This is a genomic window from Clostridiales bacterium (assembly GCA_018333995.1).
Classification (GTDB): Bacteria; Actinomycetota; Coriobacteriia; order Anaerosomatales; family SLCP01; genus JAGXSG01.
In genome coordinates this window covers 1-21106 of record JAGXSG010000012.1, presented here as the reverse complement: position 1 = coordinate 21106, position 21106 = coordinate 1, and the positions used below count along the sequence as shown (strand labels likewise).

Sequence of the window (21106 nt, the reverse complement as noted above, 5' to 3'; positions counted from 1 at the left end):
TCTCGCCTACCGGCCCATACCCACGCGCTGAGAGTGCTGGAGGGCCTTACCCTCGGTCTGAAGCGCCGGCGCCACCATGACCTCGGCCTTCTGGAACGTCTTGAGGTTCTCGTATCCGGTCGTCGCCATGGAAGTGCGCAAGCCCCCGAGCAGGTTCAACGTGCCGTCATTCTGACGCGCTGGGCCTAGCAGAACCTCTTGCAGCGTGCCTTTCTCGCCAGCGTACACGCGAGTACCGCGCGGCAGATCCGGGTGGAACGTCGCCATCCCCCAGTGGTAACCCCGGCCGGGAGCCTCGGTGGCCGCGGCGAGCGGCGAGCCGATCATGACCGCGTCCGCGCCCACAGCGATCGCCTTGGCGAGATCGCCGCCGGTACGCATCCCCCCGTCCGCAATGACGTGGCTGTAGACGCCCGTCTCGTCGAGGTGGCGCATCCGGGCAGCGGCGGCATCCGCGATTGCGGTGCACTGCGGAACCCCGATACCGAGTACCCGCCGGGACGTGCACGCGTGACCCGGGCCTACACCCACGAGGACTCCGACGGCACCCGCGCGCATGAGGTGAAGCGCGCCCTGGTAGCTGCAACACCCCCCGATGATGGACGGAATGCCGAGGTCGCGCACGAACGTGTTCAGGTCGAGTGGCTCATCGTAGCTCGACTTGTGTTCCGCCGAGACGACCGTGCCCTGAATGACAAGGATGTCAAGACCGCCGGCGAGCGCGGGCTCAATGTAGCGCTCGACGTTTTGCGGGGTGAGTGAGGCGGCGGCAATGACTCCGCCGTCCTTGATCTCCTTGACACGTTGGGTGATGAGCTCCGGCTTGACCTGCTCGGCGGCGTAGATGTCTTGCATCTTGGCGGTCGCGACCTCGTCATCGAAAGACGCGATCGCGTCGAGCTGCGGCGCGGGGTCCTCGTAGCGGGTCTGGATACCTTCGAGATTCAGCACCGCAAGTCCGCCGAGCTTGCCCATCGCGACCGCGAACGCGGGGTCGACGACGCCATCCATCGCAGAGGCGAGCACCGGAAGCGGGAACGAGTAGTCGGCGCCGCGGAAGGTAAACGTCCACGAGATGTCGACGTCACGCGGATCACGCGTACGACGGGAAGGCACGATGGCCACGTCATCGAATCCGTACGCCCTGCGGGCAGTCTTGCCACGTCCGATCTCGATCTCCATGAGCTCTCGCCGCCTTCTCGTGTCACGTGTACGCGTATGCCCCGGATTCTTCTGGCTCGGGAGTCCCTGTATTCTATGCGGTTTGACCGCGCGCGTGAACCGCTGCAAAATAGAAGCTGAACCTTTTCGGCCGGAGGCGTTCGTGTGCCGCCCAGCGGGACAAGCGGACACCTTCCGAGAACCAGACGACCGGAGCCATGCAGCCAATGTCACAGCAACTCGGCCGTCTAACGCGGGCGCTCTGCGTCGTGGCGCTCTCTGCCGGTGCCCTGTTCGGTGCCGCTGATCTCGCCTGGGCTGGGCGCGTCTTCATCGATCCGGGTCACGGCGGCTCGTTCCCGGGCGCGGTCTACGGCGGCGTCACCGAGGCGAACATCAACCTTGCGATCGCGCGCGAACTCGACACGATCCTGCGTCAGAGCGGACACCAAACCGCTCTGAGCCGCACCGCTGATGTCAACACGACGCGCGCAGACATCCCCACGTGGCGCACGGAGGACTCGCGCCTCGTCTACGCGACGAACGGCGTATTCAACGTCTTCGACGACTTGCAGGCACGCTGCGACACGGCCAACCGCTGGGGTGCTGACGTCTTCGTGTCGATCCACGCGAACGCGGCGGTAGCGACCTCGGCCAACGGCGCGGAGACGTTCTGGCGCAACCAGAGCACAACCGACCGGCTCCTCTCGGCCCGGCTCGCAGAGTTCGTGCAGCGGGAGTACATCGCGGAGACGGGACTCGCAAGCCGAGGGGTCAAGACCGCGCAGTTCTACGTATTGCGCTGGTCGAACATGCCAGCCATTCTTGTCGAGACCGGTTTCATGAGCAACTCAAGTGACCTCAAGCGTCTCAGGGATCCCGCGTTCCAGCGCCGCGCCGCACGCGGCATCGCACGCGGCATCGAACTGTTCTTGGCCTCTGAACCGTTCACCCGCGTCTATCCACGCATCGCCGGAGAGAACCGCTTTGACACGGCGCGCGCGATAGCCGATGCCGGGTGGCCCCTCAGCACGAACACCGTCATTCTCACGTCGGGCACGTCGTGGCCCGACGCGCTATCAGGCGTCCCCCTTTCGCGAAGGCTGGGCGCGCCCGTCTTGCTGACCACGCCAGAAGACCTCCACCCCAGCGCACGCACGAGAATCGCCGCTCAAGCACCCACGCGCATCGTGGTGCTCGGAGGGGAGGCGGCGGTTAGCACGACAGCGGTGGCGAGCGCCGTGGAAGCGACCGGTCGCGAGCCGGCTGACGTCACAGTCGACCGCATCGCTGGCCAGACGCGCTACGAGACCGCGGCCGCCATAGCCCGCCAGGTGGGCGTGCCAGCTGATGGACGCGTGATCATAGCGTCGGGCCAGGGCTACGCCGACGCGCTCTCGATCGCCCCGTTTGCGGGAATGGCCGGCATGCCGATACTCCTCGTCGAAACCAGCGCGGTGCCTGAAGCCACCAGGCAATTCATCACCGAGAACGCCGCACGGATCACCCGGTTCGAAATCATCGGCGGCACAGGCGCCGTGAGCGCTGCCGTCGCCACCGAACTCGGTCAGACCGCGCAGGTCATTCGCGTCGCCGGCACCGACCGCTGGGCGACGAACGTCCGCGTGGTGGAGCGCTACGCCGGTGCAGGATCGCTAAACCCGCTCGTGGCGACAGGCCAGCTCTTCCCCGACGCGCTTACAGCCGGTGCGCTCGCCGCCACACAACGCCGCCCGCTCCTACTTGTGGGGGATCGCCTGATCTCGCCCCATACGCGGCGCTTCCTTGTCAACAACGCCGCGCGCGTCGCAGATCCTACTGTTGTGGGCGGACCCGCGAGCATCGCGCATCAGACCGACTGGATGATCCGCAAGTCCCTCGAACGGTGAGCGCGCGCCTGCGATCGGCACGACCCCGACATTGGGCTCGATGGTAGCGAAGGGGTAGTTCGCCGCGACACGGGATGACTCCTCGGATTGATACTGATAGAGTTGCCGGGGGAAACACCGTACGTACTCTACTGGACGGCGCTCGCCGCCGCCACACACGAAGAGGACCGATTCGTGCGTATCGGCATGTTCGCTGACATGTACAAGCCGCACATCAGCGGCGTCACCAACTGCATCGCACTTCACAAGCGCCGACTTGAGGAGTGCGGGCACGAGGTGTTCGTCATCACCTTCGGCAACCGTGATCACCACGACGACGAGCCTAACGTCATGCGCTCATGGGGCCTCGCGTTCGGTGATACCGGCTACCAGTTCGGTGTCGACCACAGCTCCGACATCAAGCGGCTGATCCCTACTCTCGACATCGCCCATGCGCACCACCCGTTCGTGAGCGGACGTCTCGCCCTTAAGTACTGCTCACCCGCTGGTGTACCGGTGGTGTTCACCAATCACACACGCTACGACCTTTACTCGGACGCGTACGCGGGGTTTGTTCCCCGTACCGTCAGGATGGCCTACCTCAGGCGCTACCTCTCTTGGTTCGCCGAGAAGACAGACGGCGTGTTCGCCCCGTCAAAGGGCTTGGCTGATTGGCTCGCCGATTTTGGCGTCACGAATCAAGCGGTCATCGTTCATAACGCTATCGACACGCGCCCGTTTTCCCAGCCGAGCGATCCTCGCACTAAGACTGAGCTCGGCTTCCCTGAACACGCGACGGTGATGGTCTATCTCGGCCGCATGGGCAAGGAGAAGAGTATCGAGACCCTGATCGAGGCGTTTGCAATCGCGGCTAAGCGCTGCCCGGAGCTTCACGTGCTTTTGCTTGGTGAAGGGCCGGAACGAGGCAGCGCCGAAAGGACGCTCGCGGAGCGCGGTCTTGCCCATCGAGCGAACTTCGTCGGTGAGACACCGTACGAGCTGGTCCCCGGGTACCTTGCCGCGTGTGATTTCTTCGTCACGGCGTCGACATCTGAGACGTACCCGCTCGTCGTTCTCGAGGCCGCCGCCGCCGGTCTGCCTGTGGCGGGCGTCCGGTCGCCCGGCGTCGGCGACGTCGTCGTTGACGGCTCAACCGGGCTGCTCAGCGATGATAGTGCTCCCGCACTCGCCGACTGCATCGAAAGAATGGCAAGCGACGAGGTGCTCCGTCTGCGGCTGAGCGAGCAAGCGAAAGACGCGGCCGCCAGCTACGACATCACGCTGGCCGCCGATATAACGCTCGACCTGTACAGGGAAATCATCGACGCGCGACGTGCGCGTTCCCGAGTCGCTCTCGGCTAATTCACTCTACATCGCAAAATCGTCAAACGCTTCGACGTTCCAGTCGATGCCGTACTCGGCGAGCTTCGCGTAGTACTCAGCCTCGGAGTACTCCTTGTTGAGGATGTGGAAGCGCGCGCCATTGAGTCCCACGCAAAATGCGCAATCCCGGCAGTCGACGCATTGCACGCACTCGATTATCGAATCGCTGTTGTGACAGCTGATGCACGCCCGGGAGTTGTAGACGTAGTTACAGTTCCGGCACGCCTCCACGTTGAAACAGCCATAGTTGTTGGCCGGGTCTCGATCGTGCGTGTGCTCGGACTTCAGTCGCGTCCACTCACGCATGAACTCCGCATTCATCGGATCCCTCCAGGTCCGGGGTGGTCTCGCTTACTGTATCGGACCGGGACCCCGCCGGCTAGAGAGGCAGAAAGGCAAGAAAAGGACGGTGTCCCGAGCTTGGTAGCCCGGGACCCCGTCATCAAGTGCACTGCGTGGGAAACGTGCGGAGCCTACATCATCCCGCCCATGCCGCCCATGCCGCCCATCGCAGACGCGCCGTCTTCCTTGGCGGGAGCGTCTGTCACCGTGGTCTCGGTGATGAGAATAAGCGACGCGATCGACGCCGCGTTTTGCAGAGCGGAACGGGTCACCTTCACCGGGTCGATGACTCCCATCGCCATGAGGTCGCCGTACTCGCCCGTAGCGGCGTTCAGGCCGTGCCCCTTGTCGAGAGCCTTGACCTTCTCGGCCACGACCGAGCCTTCGAATCCGGCGTTGGACGCGATGGTCTTGAGGGGCTCGTCGAGAGCCTTGCGGATGATCTTGACGCCGAGCATCTCCTCCTCGGGAAGCTCAAGCCCGTCGAGTGCGCCCATCGCGTCAACAAGCGCAACGCCACCGCCGGCGACGATGCCCTCCTCGACCGCCGCGCGAGTCGCCTGAAGCGCGTCTTCGATGCGGTGCTTCTTCTCCTTGAGCTCAACCTCGGTCGCGGCTCCCACCTTGATGACCGCCACGCCGCCGGAGAGCTTCGCAAGGCGCTCCTGGAGCTTCTCGCGATCGAAATCAGAATCGGAGTTGTCAATCTCAGCCTTGATCTGATTGATCCGGGCCTTGATATCGTCCTCGGAGCCAGCGCCATCGATGATCGTGGTGTCTTCCTTGCTGACCTTGACGGTCTTCGCGCGACCGAGGACGTCGAGGGTCACGCCCTCAAGCTTCATGCCCAGCTCCTCGGAGACAACCTTGCCGCCCGTGACGACAGCGATGTCCTCGAGCATGCGCTTGCGGCGGTCGCCAAAGCCCGGCGCCTTGACCGCGACGCAGGTAAACGTGCCGCGAAGCTTGTTGACGACGAGCGTGGCAAGCGCCTCACCCTCGACGTCCTCGGCGATGATGAGAAGCTGCTTACCGGATTGCATGACCTTCTCAAGGACAGGAAGCAGATCCTGGATCGAGCCAATCTTGCTGTTTGCGATGAGGATGAGCGGGTCGTTGAGCACCGCTTCCATGCGGTCGGGATCGGTGACCATGTACGGCGAGATGTAGCCCTTGTCGAACTGCATGCCTTCGACGGTCTCAATGTCGATACCGAAGGTCTGCGACTCCTCGACAGTGATGACACCGTCTTTGCCCACGACCTCCATCGCCTCGGCTATCTTGCTGCCGATGACCTCATCGGCCGCGGAGATGGCGCCGACGTGGGCGATCTCCTCCTTGTCCTCAATTTCCTTCGCGTTGGACTTGATCGCCTCAACGACGACCTCGACGGACTTCTCGATACCGCGCTTGATGGCGAGCGGATTTGCGCCAGCGGCAACGTTGCGCAAGCCTTCGCGAACGATAACCTGTGCGAGCAGGGTCGCGGTGGTGGTACCGTCACCCGCGACGTCGTTGGTCTTAGTCGCGACTTCTTTGACGAGCTGAGCGCCCATGTTCTCGAGCGCGTCGTCGAGCTCGATCTCCTTTGCGATGGTAACGCCGTCGTTAGTGATAGTTGGCGCGCCAAACTTCTTCTCGAGCACAACGTAGCGGCCTTTGGGGCCGAGAGTGACCTTGACCGCGTCGGCCAGCTTGTTGACGCCGGCCTCGAGGCCGCGTCGGGCCTCCTCGTCGAACCGGATCTCTTTAGCCATCTAAGATATCTCCTCCTTGGATCGGTGGGTGGACTGGCGGGGGCTTTGCGTTTGCGACTAACCCTCGACGACCGCGAGGATATCGCGCTCGGAAAGAATCATGTACTCCTCGCCATCAAGCTTGATCTCAGTACCGCCGTACTTGCTGTAGATGATGGTGTCGCCCTCTTTGACGTCGAGCGGCACGCGCGCGCCGTCTTCGAAACGACCTTCTCCCACCGCGATGACGGTACCCTTCTGCGGCTTTTCCTTGGCGGTGTCGGGAATGTACAGACCGCTCTTGGTCTGCTCCTCGGCCTCGGCGGCCTTGACGACCACTCGGTCGCCCAGCGGCTTGAGCTTCATGTGCTGCCCTCCTGTGTTATCGAACCGGCATGACTTACTTCCTACTGTGCTGACGGGATTACGACGCTTGATGCAGCACCCCATCGCGCGGCGAACCGCGAACAGGTATGTACCCCACTTCGCAGCCGGATATGCCGCCTGCTAGCACTCTCCTTATCCGAGTGCCAACACGTAGGGATTCTATCCCTCCCGCTCTCGGCTTTCAACCCCGTTTCACAGGCATTTTACCGACGCACGTGAGTGCGGGCCGCATAGGTCAAAAACGTATACCAGGAAGCGCGACGAGGGCCGGACAGTTGGCCCGGCCCTCGAACGGCGCAAGAATGAGACTACGGGCCGCTAATCCGGTGGAGGAATCGTCTGCCAAAGGTCGCGGAACGCCTCGTAGACAGCTTCGCTGATCGCGCCTGGGCCGCCGATCAGGTAGCAACCGATCCCGTCCCCTATAATGCTACCGATAGCTCCGTTTGTGTGGAAGTAGTCGACTACCGTTTGATGCAACGAATTCTTCGATGTGAACAGCACGGGTGCGCCCGTCCACCAGCTGATCGGAGCCGCCGCAAGCGCGTCGGGGAAGTTCTCGCCCGACACGACGGTCGCGAGATGCGGGCTCATGCCCGCATTGGCCACCCCCCACCGCGCGACAGCAAGCGCGGTCTCATACCTGTTGGCACCCGCCACACGCTCGACAACAAACTCAGTGGCGAGCTCATCAAAGACCGCTGAGCTGACGGCACCCTCGCCGCCGACCACTACGACGTTGGTGATCGCGTTACCCATGAGCCAGTCCATGGTGACTTGAGGCACATGGTCCTTGTGGGTCATGAGCACAGGGCTCCGCTCGTTGGCCGCGACCGGCGCAGCCGCCAGGCCGTCCGCCCACGAGTGGCCGTTCACGATGAACGCCGTGCCGCCTATGTGTCCCGCCTCGGCTGTCGCGGTCGCAACAGCGGCCGCCGTCTCGAAGCGATCGGCCCCAGCGATGCGCTCGATCTCAGAGATATTGCGGATGTTCGCAAGCTCGTCGAAGACCTCCTCGCTCACCGCGGATTCGCCGCCGAGCACCCAGATCTTGACGTCGTCCTCGTCCCAGTACCTCGACTCAGTCACACGCCATATCTCGTCCCACGTCTCATACGGCAGGTGATCCTTGTGCGTGAGAAGCAACACGCCGCCGAGCTGAGTCGCCATCGGGCCGCCAGCTAAGGCGTCAGCGGGATTGCTCCCATTCACGATCACGATGTCTGAGGGGCCGATGCCCGTCCCGGGAACTGGGTTCTGTGTGTCATCCCACTGCAGCCGCGAAACCTCAGCGGCTGTCGCAAACCGGTTCTCGCCCCACACGCGACGAGCGTCGCCTAAGGTGATGTGGAGCTCATACTCGCACAGATGACCACGGCCGCCGATCTGGATGTAGTAGATCCCCGGAGAGGGCGCGCGATAATACATCGAGTCCGAGTACCCGCTGTTCCAGAAATCGTTGTCGTCAGCGTACCTGAGAAAAGTCCCCTCGCTGTCGTAGAGATAGATCTCAGTGTCTGAGAACCCGGAGGCGTACACGGCCTCCACCCAGATCGGGGTCCCTGTCTCATCGATCGTCACCTTGACGGTATCCCACTGGTCTTCCGATTCGTTCATGCCGTGGAACGAGCGGTACGAAGAGTACGTGTTCCCGTCGAGTGCCGGATCGAATTCGTACGCTGTGGCGAACGTGTCGTCAGGTTCGTAGGCATCCGCGTACACGACCGCGGCCTGCGGCTGGATGGTCGCACCTCCGTCCTTCGTACCCCCGGCCGCACCGAGCCCCGGCATACTCGCGAGCATGAACACCGCTAACATCACAACGAGCGATGTCCTTGCCCACCGTTGTCTGCCCCTCATATGCTCCACACTCCTCTCATCTACGCGGGCATACTCCCCGTTCCCAACCGGTGCAAAGCCCGCTACTGACACGCGCGTGCCAAAACGGGATATTCCCCATCGCGGATAAACGGACACAACCGGATCGCCCTCGAGGGGTGCTCCATAAAACGGGAGAGTGCGTACCGCGCAAATCAGCCGAGCGTCAGGTCAGCGACCGCTTCCGCGGCAAGCCCGAGCCGATCGCCGCGCCTTAGCAGCCAGGTGCCAGCGACCGCGATCATTGCGGCGTTGTCGGTACACAGCGCAGGTGCGGGTACCGCAAGCGCAATGCCCTTCTCGTCAAGCGCGGAGCGAAGCGACTCGCGCAGCGACGGGTTCGCGGCCACACCGCCAGCCAGACAGACGGTGCGCACACCGTACTCCTCGGCGGCACGGACGGTCTTGGCGACCTGCACGTCTATCACGGCCGCCTGGAACGACGCGGCGAGATCAGGCACGTCGATCTCGCGACCCGCTTCACGCTCGTGACGAATGTGGTTGATGACCGCGGTCTTGAGACCGGAGAGCGAGAAGCGGTAGTCACCGGATCGCATCATCGCGCGAGGGAAGTCGATGGCGGCCGGATCTCCGGTGGCGGCGAGCTTCGAGATGGCCGGGCCGCCAGGATAGCCGAGGCCGAGCACCTTGGCGACCTTGTCGAACGCTTCGCCGGCCGCGTCGTCGAGCGTCTGGCCGAGCGTTCGGTAGACACCCCACTCTGGTACGTGCACGAGGGAGGTGTGCCCGCCCGAGACGACAAGCGCGATGATCGGCGGTGCCACAGCGGGATCATCGAGTACGGCGGCGAAGATGTGGCCTTCGAGGTGATTGACGCCCACGAGAGGCGCCCCGGTGGCCATCGCGAGCCCCTTGGCGTACGCGACTCCCACCACGAGCGCGCCGATAAGCCCGGGGCCGTACGTGACCGCGATCGCGTCAAGATCGCGCACGGTCACCTGCGCGCGGTCGAGCGCCTCTTCGACGACTCCCACGATTGCCTCGATGTGCTTGCGCGACGCAATCTCGGGCACGACACCGCCAAAGCGCGAGTGGAAATCAACCTGGCTTGCGACCACGTTCGAGAGCAACTCGGTACCGCCGCGCATGACAGCGGCGGCTGTCTCATCGCATGAGGTCTCGATGGCAAGCACGATCTCGTTTGTGCCGCGCGGCCACGGACCATTCGCCGTACGTGCCGCTGCGCGCTGTGTGAGCACGCGCTCCACGTCCGCAAGCGGCGCGGACATGATGATCGCGTCTTCTCCTGGACCGTAGTAGTCGACCCGGCGGCCGGTCACCACAAGACCGAGCGCCCGGTAAAACGCGACCGCCTCTCCACTCGTTTCCCGCACCTCAAGCTTGAGCGTGTATGCCCCGAGTGCCACGGCGCGCTCAACTATCGCCGCCATGAGCGCCGACGCCACTCCGGTACGACGGTACTCCTCGGCGACCGCAAGATTCATCACGTGGGCCTCGGTGCCCACGACCATCACGCCACCTGAACCAGCGAACGCGCCGCCCTCCTCGGCGACGAACCAACCTCGCGACCCCGGCCTGGCGAGCTCACCGGCGAAGGACGCTCGCGACCAGGGTCGCGGGAACGTCGCCTCCTCGAGCGCGCATACCGCATCGAGATCACGGTGGGCCATCGCGCGGACCGTGACGCTCATCGCGGCGGAGCCTCCCCTCGTGCCCGCTCGGCCTCCTCGGCGTCGGAGAGGCGCGGATATGTCGGCAGCAGGGCGCCGACGTCGCCGCTGCCAGCCTCCCCTGCCGCCCACGCGTGCTCGAAGGCGGCGAGCAGGCCGGATGCCGCCGGGAGCCAGTGTGACTCGGCGGATAGCCGCAGGCGCGGACCGAACGCCTCGGCGAACACCGCTCCGTGCTTGGCGAGCCCGTCACCAGCGAGTGTGACCGGCCGTCCGAGCGAAGCCCACTCGCAGGCCGCCTCAGCTGGCGTCGTGACCCGGTCCGGCTCGAGGCGCGAGACAGCTCCCTCAACCACCTCGAAGAGCGCGACGTAGACCTCACCGCGCATGGCATCGCCCACCACGCCAAGCAGCCCGCCGTGCGAAGTTTCATCCGCCACGTAGGCGCTCGGGGCGCGTGCGTATCCCCACGCGACAACATCGAGCGTGCCCACGCCGTACAGCGGGACGCCGAGCCCGTGCGCGAGCCCTTTCGCCGTAGCGACACCGATGCGCACCCCGGTAAACGAGCCCGGTCCTCGTCCGACGACGACCTCCGTGATGTCGCTCACCGCAAGCCCTTCCCGGCGCAGCATCTCGTCGCACGCCGGAAGCAGGCGGCCGAGCGCGGCGCGCGGCGCGTCGATGTCGGCAGCGGCGCGCATGTCGATCCGCGCGCCGTCACGCTCCCGCTCGCCGAGCGCGATCACGGTCCGCTCAGTTGCGGTGTCGATGCCGAGCACGAACGCCACCGTCACCGCCCTCCCTTGCCGCCGACAACCACGAGACTGGCTATCGCGTCGCACGCCGCGAGCCACTTTGAAGCGCGCGCCGCGCTCACCGGACCCGATGGCGTGACACTGATCGTGCGTGACTCATCACCACTGATGTGAAGCGCCACCGAAAGCACATCAGCGGGGAGCGCCTGCGGAAAACGGTCTCCCCACTCGATGAGACATACCGCGCCACTCTCGAGCACTCCCCAGAAGTCCAGATCTTCAAGCTGGTCCTCCCGCTCGAGCCGGTAGAGATCGAAGTGCGCGAGTTCGAGCCGACCGCGGTGCACGATCAGGATGTTGAATGTGGGGCTCGTGACCTCCTCGGCCACGCCAAGTCCGTCGGCCACGCCTTTGGCGAGCACTGTCTTGCCGGCTCCCAGGTCGCCGGTGAGCACGATCACGTCGCCTGGCGAGACTACTCTCCCCAACGCCTCACCAGCCGCTCGCGTCGCGTTCGAACCCGCGCTGTCGATGATGCCGCTCACGGCGGTGTCGCTCGTGCTGGCGGTGCGGGTATCTCGCCGGGATTCTCGGCAAGGAGCCGGCCGAGAAGCGCGAAATCGGCCGTAAGCGCTTCATGCTTGGAGCCATCGTAGAGCGCCGCTGCCGGATGGAAGATCGGCAACACCGTGAAGCCGCCCGCGTGGCGCACCGTGCCCCTCAGTCCGGTGATGCCCTCCTCGGTCCGCAGCACGAATCGCGTCGCGAAGTTGCCCAGGGGGACGATCACGCGTGGCTCAACGAGCCGGACCTGGTCGCGCAGGAATGGCGTGCACGTCTCGATCTCGTCTGACAGGGGATCGCGATTGCCCGGAGGCCGACATTTGAGAATGTTGGCGATGTAGACATCGGCGCGCCTCATGCCAATCGAGGCAAGCAGCTCGTCGAGCACTCTGCCCGCGGCACCGACGAACGGTTCACCCTTGAGGTCTTCGTTTCGCCCCGGCGCCTCACCGATGAGCATCACGTCGGCGTCTTCTCGGCCCACCCCGAATACGATGTGCGTGCGTGTCTCGCCGAGCGGACAGCGGCGGCACTCTCCGATATGCTCGCGGAGCTCGGCCAGCGCTGCAAAACGGCTCACAGCCACGTGGTGACCTCTTCTAAGGGACGCCTTTTGGGGCGCGCACCTGACTCGGCACAGTGGCCGATCGGCAAGATGGCCACCGGCGTGATCGCGTCAGGAATGTCAAGTGCGGCGCGAACCGCGCGCTCGTCAAACGCGCCGATCCAGCATGAGGCAAGTCCCCTGTCGACCGCGGCAAGCAACATATTTTGCACAGCCGCAGCAGTGTCCTGGATAGAGTAGAGCATCTCGCCCCGATCACCGTAGCGCGCCGCGCACGGCCGCGGATCGACAGAGACAACGATCACCACAGGCGCCGCCGCGGCCCACCGCTGCGCGAGCGCGGCAGCAAGACGCTCCCGCGCGTTCGCGCTACGCACCACGGTAAAGCGCCACGGCTGGATGTTTCCCGCTGTGGGGGCGCTGATCGCCGCGAGAAGCAGTGCGCGGATGTCCTCGTCTTTGACGGCCAGGCGGTTGGAGAAATGCCGCACGCTGCGTCTGGACGCGATGACTTCCGTGAACTCCATGGGAATACCTTTCATCAGGGACGGCGAGCGCGATGGCCGCCGGATACTCACCCTGAATGTTAGCGCACGTTGCCCAAGACCGAATCGCGAACATTCTGATTCACAGCAACCGTGCCCCCGAAAAAGACAACGGTGTCAATCGCGAGCGCATTGTCTCTCAGAGTCACCGCAACCGACTCGGGCAATACGTCGGGACGGGTGAGCATCATGACGCTGCCGGTCCTGCCCTGAAGCACCCCCCCACTAAGCGCATCTGGAAAGCGCGTGCCTGTAGAGATCCCGACACGATCCCATCGATGCCTCTCTCTCACGGCAGTGTGTGTGGTGGCGAACCTGGCGATGGCGACCGCGGTGTCGTAACGGTCGGGGCCTTCCAGCCGAACGACATCCGGCACGCCAAGTGCACGGACCTCATCCTCGACACTCGTGGGCACAGCGCCGAGTCCACCAAGGACGATGACCAAGCTAGAGTCCCTCACGAGCCCTCTTACACCATCGCCAAGCCGAGTCGCCCCTGGATCGACAAGCACCACGGGCCATCGCTGCCTAACCGCAATCGGAGCGGCCGAAAGCGCATCGGGAAAATCACGCCCTGTGGCCAGGAACAAAGTGCCGTCATGCCGAGTTCCCAGGAGGGAGATCACCCGTGTGGCGATTCTCTCGGCGGTCTGATAGCGATTGTCGCCTCCAAGGCGATCGACGACCACACCCATCCCCTCAAGTTGGGACTGAACCCGAGCGCCAACCGCTCCTGTCCCTCCAAGGATCAATGCTCTCCTCGCACCCAGTCGAGCAATCTCGGCCCTGGTTGCCGCTGGAACCGAGTCCCGTTCCACCAAGAGAATGGGTGCGTCGAGCACCCCCGCCAGGGCTGAGCCGCCAAGCGCGTCCGGCCAGTTGTGTCCAGTGGCTATGAGCACGTGCTCAGAACCTTGCGGAAAGGCGAGCTCCGAGGAGCGCGCCGCCGTCTCGAATCTGTCGGCTCCTTGAACCCTGCGTGAGGCAAGAGATACAAATGCAAGGTTCGGGGTCTGCCCCGTGTGCGTCTGACGCGAGTCGCCCCAGGCCAGTATTCCGCGACCAAGAGCCGGAGCGTGCTGACTAGCGAGCACAGGAGACGCCCTGAAGATCGCGCCGGTAGTGTCGCGCATGAAAACCTGGTGGATCGGGTCGCCCTGACTGCCTGGAGGAAGGCCGAACGCTTGCCATGCCACGTGAACGCCGTCGGTCGAAGGGGAGACCACGATGCTCCATCCAGGCCCCGATGTCGCGTCGACGCTCGTACCGGCAACAAAATCATAGATGCGAACCCTATCAGCCGAGTGCCTCCAAACCGCAAGAACACCTGCAGTCGCGGGGTCGGGATCCCTGTTGGCTGTGTCCTCGGATAGCGTAGCGGTACCACCCGGATCGACAATCCGCGTCGAATCCGCGCTGACCGACATGCTGATGATCCTCGCGCTTCCTACGCTCAGTCGACTTGCGAACACCAAGCGGCCTGGCCCGAGGACCGGAGAAAAAACATCGGCGCCGGGATCGGCCGCCAACACGACGGCGGTGGATACGGGACCACCCTCCAGTACGTCAGGAACCCCGTTCCCATCCAGATCGAGCCGCAAGCCATAGATCGCTCGGCTTCCCAATGGACCCTGCGCCCACGTCAGAATGCCCTCGCTGATCGAAGGGGTCCACAAGGGCGTGGTAGTTGCCGATACGATCGTAGCCCGGCGTGACCGGTTCGTCATATCGACAATATTGAGCCGAAACGTGTTGGTTTGACCGACTTGTTGCTCATCGATGAACACGACGTAGCGATCGAACGCGGTCGCCGCATATTGACTTCCGGGGCCGTCCGCGACGACAGCGCGAACCCCTGTTGCGGGCCATAGCGCCCAAAGATCGGCGGGCTCATCGGAGCGTATCCGCTGCTCGAATAGTATGAATCCGTCGCCGAGCACCGGATTAGTCTGCTGATTGAGAAGCGGGGTCACTGTTGGTTCGGCCAGAAACGCATATGTTGACTCAGGCACTAGTATTACTTGCAGCAGAGTAGCGAGAGCCAAAGCAAGGGTGATCCGCGCAACGCTGTACGCCTTGGGAAACCGCTGAGAAATCAGCCCTCTCACCTCCCTAGTACGGCAACGCGTCGATGAACTTTAGGGCGGATTGCCGTGCGTCGACGACCCGATCCGGCGCGAGTGGCGCAACGACCACCCTGATTGCGAAGCGCCCTTCAGTCCACACGAAACAGACCAGCGGCGGAAACTGGGTCGGTCTTCCTTCGTCATTCATGGCCTGGCGAATCTTCCTGCCTCCCCACGTATATGACAGCTGTTTCACCGGAAACGAGTGGATGAGCGTCTCTGCTTCGGACGATGCGTCAGCCGCCGAAGCGGTTCGTTTCACCGATAAGAACAGCATGTCGAATCCTACCGCCTCTCCCCCAGAGTACTCCGCAGTCAGCGTGTCGCCATCGACCGACACCTCGCCAATGCGAGTCGCCCCCGCAAGGTTCGACTGCGCCGCGGCAGGTCCGAACCCCGTCTGCAAGAAGCCAGACGGAGCTGGCCGCCGGGGACTGCCGCCTCCGGCCGGAGGCTCAGCTGCCTGCTCCTGGTCACTCGACACCTCAGCGGGGGCGCCTGTCGCCGAACCCTGCGGCGTCTCCTCAGTAGTACCGGTGGCCGCCGCGCCGCGATCTGGTGGCTCATCGGGCCCACCTTCCGAGCCCTGCACACGGTTCGCCTGATTCCCCTCGGCAAGCCCCCCCTCGCGTGTCAAACCGTCCGTCGCCCTCTCGTCTGCATTCCAGAACACCAGCCATCCCACCCCAAGGCCGCCCAGAAAGAGCAACACCAGACCCGCGTACAGAATCGGCCGGTTGAGTAATCCACGTCCACACGACTGTCGCATCACTTATCGCTCCCTGTCATAACCGTGCAAACCAAGTAAAACATCACCGTCTGATCCCAGAGTGACAACTCACGCAGCCTCTCGGCGAGTGACACCCGTAGCACTGCGTAGGAGTCGTTTCACCCTCGCGCATCTCCGCGGCGTGACTTCTTGCGTATGTCCTCTGGTGACCTGAGGGATGACAACTGCCACAGAAGGCGGACTGATGGCAGTGGCGGCAGGACTCCTGGGGCGCATCGAGCGCGGGCAGACCCATCTCTCGGGCACCGTCCACCAGCCGAGCCGGAAGATGGCACGTCACGCACTGCGTGCCGATCTCTCGGTCTCCCGCCAGCGCAGCTCCATGGAAGAGACTGCCGTACGGATGACACGTGTTGCACGACTCCCCGTCTGAGACCTCGATATGACATTCGCCGCAACCAGACATCTTTGGAGGAACACAGCGCAACGGGCCGTCAAGAACGTGGCAGCTCGTACAACGCGATCCGCCGGGAGCGTGAGACTCGTGGGAGAAGTAGACCACGGAGAACAATGGGCGCTCACGAAAGTACGGGTGGCACTCAAGACACTCCTGTTCCGGGAATGTATCGTGCGGCTCTTGTTCGTCTATCACCGTCACCGGCACGCCAATCACGCTCCGATATGTTCCAACGAACCTGTACTCCCATCCTTCTTGTGCCCGCAGGAGTAGCGCGTCTCCAATTTCATTCACCCTCGCGACGGCCAACGTGAGCGATGGGTGAATCGCCACGGCCTCAGCGAACAATGCTCGGGATGCCTTCGGATACGCGATGGCCATAGCCAGGGCAACACCGAGAATGAGCGCGAAGAGCCCCAGTATCCCGGCCACTGCGTATAGGGTCCTCGTACGCCCTTGGCTCATGGTCCTTTCACGCCCCCTGAACGATGCGCGTCATGCTCCCGATGGCATGTTTCGCACTCCCGCTGGAGATGACAGACTTGACACGCCTGTTCGGGATAGCCGGAATCCGGGTGTGTGCTGAGGAAAGAGTCGGGATGAGGCATTCTCACCCCGCCGTGACACGGGTTGCAGTACGACTCCCTGTGGCACATGTAGCAGCCTCGCCCTTCGAGCCTTTGCGCCTCCGGTCCGTGCACCTCCTGCCAGTCCTCTTCGTGTGGCCACTGCGCCAAGTGGCATGTCTGACACGAGAACCAATCGTGGCACGTGTTACAGCTTTCCAGATTTCGAACGGCCTCTCGACCATGAAGCCACTGCCACTGCGACGTATGGTTCTCGGGACGCTGTTCGGCCACCGCATACCAAGAGGTGACGACCAGCGATGCGACCGCCGCAATGCCAATCGCAGCCCAGACTGTGGCGGACAGGGCCCTAACCGTTATCACGCTCATCGCCCGGTCACCGCCACAATGCTCACAGCGACTCTACTCGCATCGGCCTGCCGCACTTCCCCTGGCTGCACGACGACGGTTGCTTCGGTGGAACCTGCGGGAACCGCAAACACCACGGTGATCGCCTCGGACACGCCCTCCTTCAGGCTAGATGGCACCCGAGCAACCAGGGAGACTCCGTCCCGGCCCTCCGAGAGCGGGAGCAACGTCGTGCCATCAATCTCGATTCGAACCCAGTTGGAGTCGAAGGCGCGAACCGCGCCAGCATTGTTGAGCCTTACTGACACCGCAAGCGGAAGCGCTCGGCTGCTGAGCGGGACCTCTTCCGCGATTCGCACCTGTGCTTCGACGATGCTCACAGTTCCGGTGCCTGCGATCGGACGCGCTTCACCACGTCTATCGGCCTGCATCTCTACCGGGACAGGCCACAACAGCGCCAAACCGCAGGACGTCACAAGCAAGACCACCAACAAGACCAGCAGCGTCCTCAGCCATGGATGCGTGCCCCGCCTGTTGGTACCCAAACGCTTCCGCGGCTCATTCATACCGGGTGATTCCCTGTTTCCACTTCTCGACCAGCTCGGACCCAGGAACGAGCGGGTCACCTAGCCTCAACACCTGTACCCTATCGTTGGCACGATCAGCGACGTTCAGCAAACCGTCGTACGCAATCGAGATCGATTCCGGGAAGTTGAATTCTGCGTCCGCCGTCCCCCGTCTACCATATACGCCGATGAGGGAACCCGCTCTGTCGAACAGATAAAGCTCGTGCCGGAACGCGTCGGCTACGAGAAGTCCCCTGTCTGTGTACGCTACGTCGCGGGGTAGACCGAAGAAGCTGACGATCTCCCCGTCAACGTCCGGACGACCCAGCGACCACACCGGATTTCCAGAACGGTCATACGCGATCACTCGCCTGTTGAACGAATCAGCGACCCACACGTACTCCCCGTGCGGATCGACTTCCAGTCCAGTGATGTGTCTCGGAGCGAAGCCATCCACTTCGCCCCTGTCGAATCTTCCGATCAACGCTCCAGCCTGGTCGAACCGGAATACCCCTGTCCTAGTGGCGACGAGATACTCATCGCCCATGCGATCGATGTCATAGGGAAAGAATCCCCCTTCGCCATAGACGGATGCCAATGGGTCTTCCGGAAAGTGTCCGATTACAGAGCCATCCTCTGCGAACATCCATACCCGCCTGAGACCCCAGTCGCATATGTACGCCACGCCGTCTTGATACATCGACCCCGTGACCGAGAAGACACGATTTGCCGGAAGCTCTCCTCCCAGGCGTGTCACAAGCACTCCGTTTGAGTCGTAGATATACGCCCGCTGGGCTCCAGTATCAGATATCAAGACCCGTCCGTCCGGCAACGATGCGACTCCTCTGGGTTCGTTGAGTCCATAGATGCTGAAGACCGGGACGAGTCCCTCGGCGGGCGTGGTCACCAGCGGCCCGCGTCTGCTAGGAAACAAGAGTTGCATAAACACGCAAGTGAGCAGCAACAGCAGTAGCAGCAAGACGATGATCCAGCCACGTGCGCGTTTCCGTGATTGGCGTGAGTCCTGAAGTGCAGCTTCCGGCCGTTTTTGTATGTCGGCTTGATCCTCAGTACTCATTCAGTCTCCTGATCGGTGTCGGCCGCCCATCGAATGCATCACGGGGTTGTTCGAAGTCGGGACAGCATCTCACGCACTTCGTCATTGTCCGGTACCAGACGTGCGGCTCTTTGCGCAGACTCCAATGCCTCAGATTCCCTGCCGGCCCTCTCATGAAGCACAGCTACCCGGAAGTGCGCGTTCCAGTATGTGGAACTTTGCGAGATGGATGCCTCATAGTGTTCGAGCGCCTTCTCGAAGTCTCCGGTCGCTTCTTCGAGCTCTCCCAGTCGATAGTACGCCAGGTGAGCGCCCCCATCAGGCAAAGCTTCGGCCGCAATCAGTAGACGAGTACGTGCGCTCTCGTAGTCCTCGTTTTGCATGTCGACCTCTGCCAGGTACATCTGCGCCGCCGAATTCCGATGGTCAAGCTCCACCGCCCTGGTGAACGCAGCCCGCGCCTTACTCGGTTGACCAGCGGCTGCATAAAGGCCGCCCAATGTTGACCAGACTATCGGATCGTCGGGACGTGCGATGCTGGCTTGTTGCCACTCGGAGATGTGAAACTCATGGTAGCTTCCGGGCGGCAGATTGGCTTCCGACGCCCAACGCCAGGCTAGGAGAGCCGCGTTCAGCGCTATCAGCACAAGCAGAACCGCCGCCACCTTCGATGACGTGCTCGAAAGCGCATATGTGCGGCCATGTTTTTGTCTCGCTTCCATGCCCCGCTCCGTGAAACGTGCGCGAGAACGTTCGCGCGCTCGACTAGTAAAATCCATTGAACCGAGACTCCCGCGCACTACACGATGGACATCGGGCTGCCTTGGCGGGTGAGTCTACTGGCGCATGGCTGATCGGAAACGCGCTACCACAAGTGTCGCAGACAACGCGATCGCGTCGAATCAAGATGATGGGTCTATCTCTCCACATTCCAGATGTCCCACGATCCGCCAGACGTATCGCGCCGGGAGTCTCGCATTGTTTCTCACAAATACCACAGCCTACACACTGCCTCACATCAAGCGTGAGCATCCAGTCGCTCGCAGCGTCACCCTCTGTTTCGATCCTGCGTAAGGCGCCGGTGGGACAGAGAAGGGAACACGCACCACAGGCCACACAACACTCACTGTTGATTCTTGGCCCCCTGGTGGAAAGCACTCCGACGGAGGATTCCTCACGGCCATCACCCGTTGCGACCCTCCCGCCTGTTCGTTCGAGCAGGTTTCGTACGGCCAGCACAGCGACAAACCGTCTATTCACCTTGTCAGACCCGCGATGCCCGTCCCCCAGCGCGCTCGTGAGTTGATCGCGATCGCCTCTCCAGTCCAGTACAGTCACACCCCACCGCAACACCTCACGGATGGCCGTGGCGCGATCCAGGCGTTCTCCGAGATCAACTGCCGGTGAGTGGGCCGAGAACACGCCTTGGGACACCGTGATTCTTGATCGGACCCCGATTGATTCCATCAGGGTGTTGCACGAATCCGCATACCGCGTAAGCCTCTCAGCACACGCACGTGCCCTCACGCCTTGAACCTCGGCGCAGGCTCCAATCTCAACGCGAAGCGGACGGCCGACGGTCGCAAGCAGGTGCAGCAGAGCTGACCGATCGAGCCATGAGACGCATCCCCCGTGAGCGCCAGGCTCCCCGCTCGAACTCGATTCGCCACACGAGACAATCAGCGGCGTGTCGTTTCCGTCCCCATCTCCGCTCAAGCACTGCATGAGAGATCGCGACAATCGAGGCAACCGTCGAGCATACCCATCATCCGGTAGCTCTATGACTCCCGTCGGGCACTCAGAAGCGCACGCACCGCATCTGTCGCACCGTGCCCTATGGTGCTCGCCGACGATCTCTAGCGATTGAGGATCGGGGAGCCCCTCGACACATGCGTCTCTGCAGCGCATGCACTCCACACGGGAACCAAGATTCAGGCACCGAGAACGATCGATCCGCATCGATGCCTGATCGAAGGTTCGTGACATTATGTCGGTGCTCTTCCAGATCAACCGAACATTCCGCCTATCCGATCAGTGACGGGAGCGGGTACACCCGGCCCGCAGGTTCTGCCAACCGGGTGTACCCGTGCCGCTGACCTATCGAGATCAGTCAACTCCTGGAACTTTGATGAACTTGACACTGGGCTTGGTCAGCACGCTCCTCGCCACAAGGTGCTCACCGCCCACCCGTAGCTCCGCTGCGTCCACTGTAAAATCACTGCCCTTGTCAACCCAGGCAAGCGCTTTCGCATGACACGCCTCAACGCAACGAGGGCCAGATGGCACGCCCGCAGCAACGCTAAACCCAGCGCATGCGTCACACTTATCCATTTTCTTGGTGTCCGGTTGAAGCACCATGGCACCGTACGGACACGCCCACTCGCAGCGACGACAGC

Annotated in this window: 20 protein-coding genes; 3 read left to right on the top strand and 17 right to left on the bottom strand. The window is 63.0% G+C overall.

From position 1 onward, the window contains the following. Positions 1 to 6: 6 nt before the first annotated feature. Positions 7 to 1182: a GuaB3 family IMP dehydrogenase-related protein gene (locus KGZ40_04095; GenBank protein ID MBS3956696.1), complete on the bottom strand. Its 1176-nt coding sequence runs from the start codon at positions 1180 to 1182 to the stop codon at positions 7 to 9. Positions 1183 to 1388: 206 nt separating this feature from the next. On the opposite strand from KGZ40_04095, the gene KGZ40_04090 reads away from it, so the two are divergent. Together KGZ40_04090 and KGZ40_04085 are read left to right on the top strand one after the other, a co-directional pair. Then, positions 1389 to 3050, top strand: coding sequence for an N-acetylmuramoyl-L-alanine amidase (locus KGZ40_04090; protein ID MBS3956695.1), 1662 nt, complete (start codon positions 1389 to 1391; stop codon positions 3048 to 3050). A gap of 87 nt (positions 3051 to 3137) precedes the next feature. Further along, the gene (locus tag KGZ40_04085) at positions 3138 to 4391 is read left to right on the top strand and encodes a glycosyltransferase (protein MBS3956694.1); all 1254 of its coding nucleotides are present in this window, start codon (positions 3138 to 3140) and stop codon (positions 4389 to 4391) included. A gap of 6 nt (positions 4392 to 4397) precedes the next feature. On the opposite strand, the gene KGZ40_04080 is transcribed toward KGZ40_04085, so the two are convergent. From KGZ40_04080 to KGZ40_04030, 11 genes are all read right to left on the bottom strand, one after another. Next, positions 4398 to 4733: a hypothetical protein gene (locus KGZ40_04080; GenBank protein MBS3956693.1), complete on the bottom strand. Its 336-nt coding sequence runs from the start codon at positions 4731 to 4733 to the stop codon at positions 4398 to 4400. Positions 4734 to 4885: 152 nt separating this feature from the next. After that, positions 4886 to 6511: a chaperonin GroEL gene (gene groL / locus KGZ40_04075; protein MBS3956692.1), complete on the bottom strand. Its 1626-nt coding sequence runs from the start codon at positions 6509 to 6511 to the stop codon at positions 4886 to 4888. Positions 6512 to 6568: 57 nt separating this feature from the next. Continuing rightward, positions 6569 to 6856: a co-chaperone GroES gene (groES, locus tag KGZ40_04070; protein MBS3956691.1), complete on the bottom strand. Its 288-nt coding sequence runs from the start codon at positions 6854 to 6856 to the stop codon at positions 6569 to 6571. 339 nt (positions 6857 to 7195) lie between these two features. Beyond that, positions 7196 to 8737 (bottom strand): cell wall-binding repeat-containing protein, encoded by a 1542-nt coding sequence (locus KGZ40_04065; protein ID MBS3956690.1) that lies wholly within the window; start codon positions 8735 to 8737, stop codon positions 7196 to 7198. A 173-nt stretch (positions 8738 to 8910) separates the two neighbouring features. Further along, positions 8911 to 10428: a tRNA (adenosine(37)-N6)-threonylcarbamoyltransferase complex transferase subunit TsaD gene (tsaD, locus tag KGZ40_04060; GenBank protein ID MBS3956689.1), complete on the bottom strand. Its 1518-nt coding sequence runs from the start codon at positions 10426 to 10428 to the stop codon at positions 8911 to 8913. Then, positions 10425 to 11204 carry a tRNA (adenosine(37)-N6)-threonylcarbamoyltransferase complex dimerization subunit type 1 TsaB gene (gene tsaB / locus KGZ40_04055; GenBank protein ID MBS3956688.1) on the bottom strand — a complete coding sequence of 260 codons (780 nt, stop codon included), beginning with the start codon at positions 11202 to 11204 and terminating at the stop codon, positions 10425 to 10427. Before tsaB ends, tsaD begins: the two co-directional genes overlap by 4 nt. Next, a complete protein-coding gene (gene tsaE, locus KGZ40_04050; GenBank protein ID MBS3956687.1) occupies positions 11201 to 11710 on the bottom strand; it encodes a tRNA (adenosine(37)-N6)-threonylcarbamoyltransferase complex ATPase subunit type 1 TsaE in 510 nt (169 codons plus the stop codon). The genes tsaB and tsaE overlap by 4 nt, the downstream gene beginning before the upstream one ends. Next, on the bottom strand, positions 11707 to 12291 hold the full coding sequence (locus tag KGZ40_04045; GenBank protein ID MBS3956686.1) for a uracil-DNA glycosylase: 585 nt from the start codon (positions 12289 to 12291) through the stop codon (positions 11707 to 11709). Before KGZ40_04045 ends, tsaE begins: the two co-directional genes overlap by 4 nt. Before the next feature lie 14 nt (positions 12292 to 12305). Continuing rightward, entirely contained in the window at positions 12306 to 12821 is a 516-nt protein-coding gene (locus KGZ40_04040; GenBank protein ID MBS3956685.1) for a nitroreductase family protein, read from the bottom strand. A gap of 59 nt (positions 12822 to 12880) precedes the next feature. Then, positions 12881 to 14947: a cell wall-binding repeat-containing protein gene (locus KGZ40_04035; protein MBS3956684.1), complete on the bottom strand. Its 2067-nt coding sequence runs from the start codon at positions 14945 to 14947 to the stop codon at positions 12881 to 12883. A 4-nt stretch (positions 14948 to 14951) separates the two neighbouring features. Continuing rightward, a complete protein-coding gene (locus KGZ40_04030) occupies positions 14952 to 15734 on the bottom strand; it encodes a hypothetical protein (protein MBS3956683.1) in 783 nt (260 codons plus the stop codon). Positions 15735 to 15912: 178 nt separating this feature from the next. On the opposite strand from KGZ40_04030, the gene KGZ40_04025 reads away from it, so the two are divergent. Then, positions 15913 to 16128 (top strand): hypothetical protein, encoded by a 216-nt coding sequence (locus KGZ40_04025; GenBank protein ID MBS3956682.1) that lies wholly within the window; start codon positions 15913 to 15915, stop codon positions 16126 to 16128. A 976-nt stretch (positions 16129 to 17104) separates the two neighbouring features. On the opposite strand, the gene KGZ40_04020 is transcribed toward KGZ40_04025, so the two are convergent. From KGZ40_04020 to KGZ40_04000, 5 genes are all read right to left on the bottom strand, one after another. Continuing rightward, the gene (locus KGZ40_04020; protein MBS3956681.1) at positions 17105 to 17653 is read right to left on the bottom strand and encodes a hypothetical protein; all 549 of its coding nucleotides are present in this window, start codon (positions 17651 to 17653) and stop codon (positions 17105 to 17107) included. Continuing rightward, the gene (locus KGZ40_04015) at positions 17646 to 18731 is read right to left on the bottom strand and encodes an NHL repeat-containing protein (GenBank protein MBS3956680.1); all 1086 of its coding nucleotides are present in this window, start codon (positions 18729 to 18731) and stop codon (positions 17646 to 17648) included. Before KGZ40_04015 ends, KGZ40_04020 begins: the two co-directional genes overlap by 8 nt. 38 nt (positions 18732 to 18769) lie before the next feature. Continuing rightward, positions 18770 to 19432 (bottom strand): tetratricopeptide repeat protein, encoded by a 663-nt coding sequence (locus tag KGZ40_04010; protein MBS3956679.1) that lies wholly within the window; start codon positions 19430 to 19432, stop codon positions 18770 to 18772. Between the two features lie 43 nt (positions 19433 to 19475). Beyond that, on the bottom strand, positions 19476 to 20618 hold the full coding sequence (locus KGZ40_04005) for a 4Fe-4S binding protein (protein MBS3956678.1): 1143 nt from the start codon (positions 20616 to 20618) through the stop codon (positions 19476 to 19478). A gap of 198 nt (positions 20619 to 20816) precedes the next feature. After that, positions 20817 to 21106 (bottom strand): hypothetical protein (locus KGZ40_04000; protein ID MBS3956677.1); only part of this gene is annotated, 290 nt, incomplete at its 5' end.

Coding starts and splice junctions, on each gene's coding strand:
- tsaD (MBS3956689.1), bottom strand. CDS start 10,428: ATGAGCGTCACGGTCCGCGCGATGGCCCACCGTGATCTCGATGCGGTA.
- KGZ40_04010 (MBS3956679.1), bottom strand. CDS start 19,432: ATGGAAGCGAGACAAAAACATGGCCGCACATATGCGCTTTCGAGCACG.
- KGZ40_04030 (MBS3956683.1), bottom strand. CDS start 15,734: ATGCGACAGTCGTGTGGACGTGGATTACTCAACCGGCCGATTCTGTAC.
- KGZ40_04005 (MBS3956678.1), bottom strand. CDS start 20,618: ATGCGCTGCAGAGACGCATGTGTCGAGGGGCTCCCCGATCCTCAATCG.
- KGZ40_04040 (MBS3956685.1), bottom strand. CDS start 12,821: ATGGAGTTCACGGAAGTCATCGCGTCCAGACGCAGCGTGCGGCATTTC.
- KGZ40_04020 (MBS3956681.1), bottom strand. CDS start 17,653: ATGAATGAGCCGCGGAAGCGTTTGGGTACCAACAGGCGGGGCACGCAT.
- KGZ40_04065 (MBS3956690.1), bottom strand. CDS start 8,737: ATGAGGGGCAGACAACGGTGGGCAAGGACATCGCTCGTTGTGATGTTA.
- KGZ40_04015 (MBS3956680.1), bottom strand. CDS start 18,731: ATGAGTACTGAGGATCAAGCCGACATACAAAAACGGCCGGAAGCTGCA.
- KGZ40_04080 (MBS3956693.1), bottom strand. CDS start 4,733: ATGAATGCGGAGTTCATGCGTGAGTGGACGCGACTGAAGTCCGAGCAC.
- KGZ40_04090 (MBS3956695.1), top strand. CDS start 1,389: ATGTCACAGCAACTCGGCCGTCTAACGCGGGCGCTCTGCGTCGTGGCG.
- KGZ40_04025 (MBS3956682.1), top strand. CDS start 15,913: ATGACAACTGCCACAGAAGGCGGACTGATGGCAGTGGCGGCAGGACTC.
- groES (MBS3956691.1), bottom strand. CDS start 6,856: ATGAAGCTCAAGCCGCTGGGCGACCGAGTGGTCGTCAAGGCCGCCGAG.
- groL (MBS3956692.1), bottom strand. CDS start 6,511: ATGGCTAAAGAGATCCGGTTCGACGAGGAGGCCCGACGCGGCCTCGAG.
- KGZ40_04095 (MBS3956696.1), bottom strand. CDS start 1,182: ATGGAGATCGAGATCGGACGTGGCAAGACTGCCCGCAGGGCGTACGGA.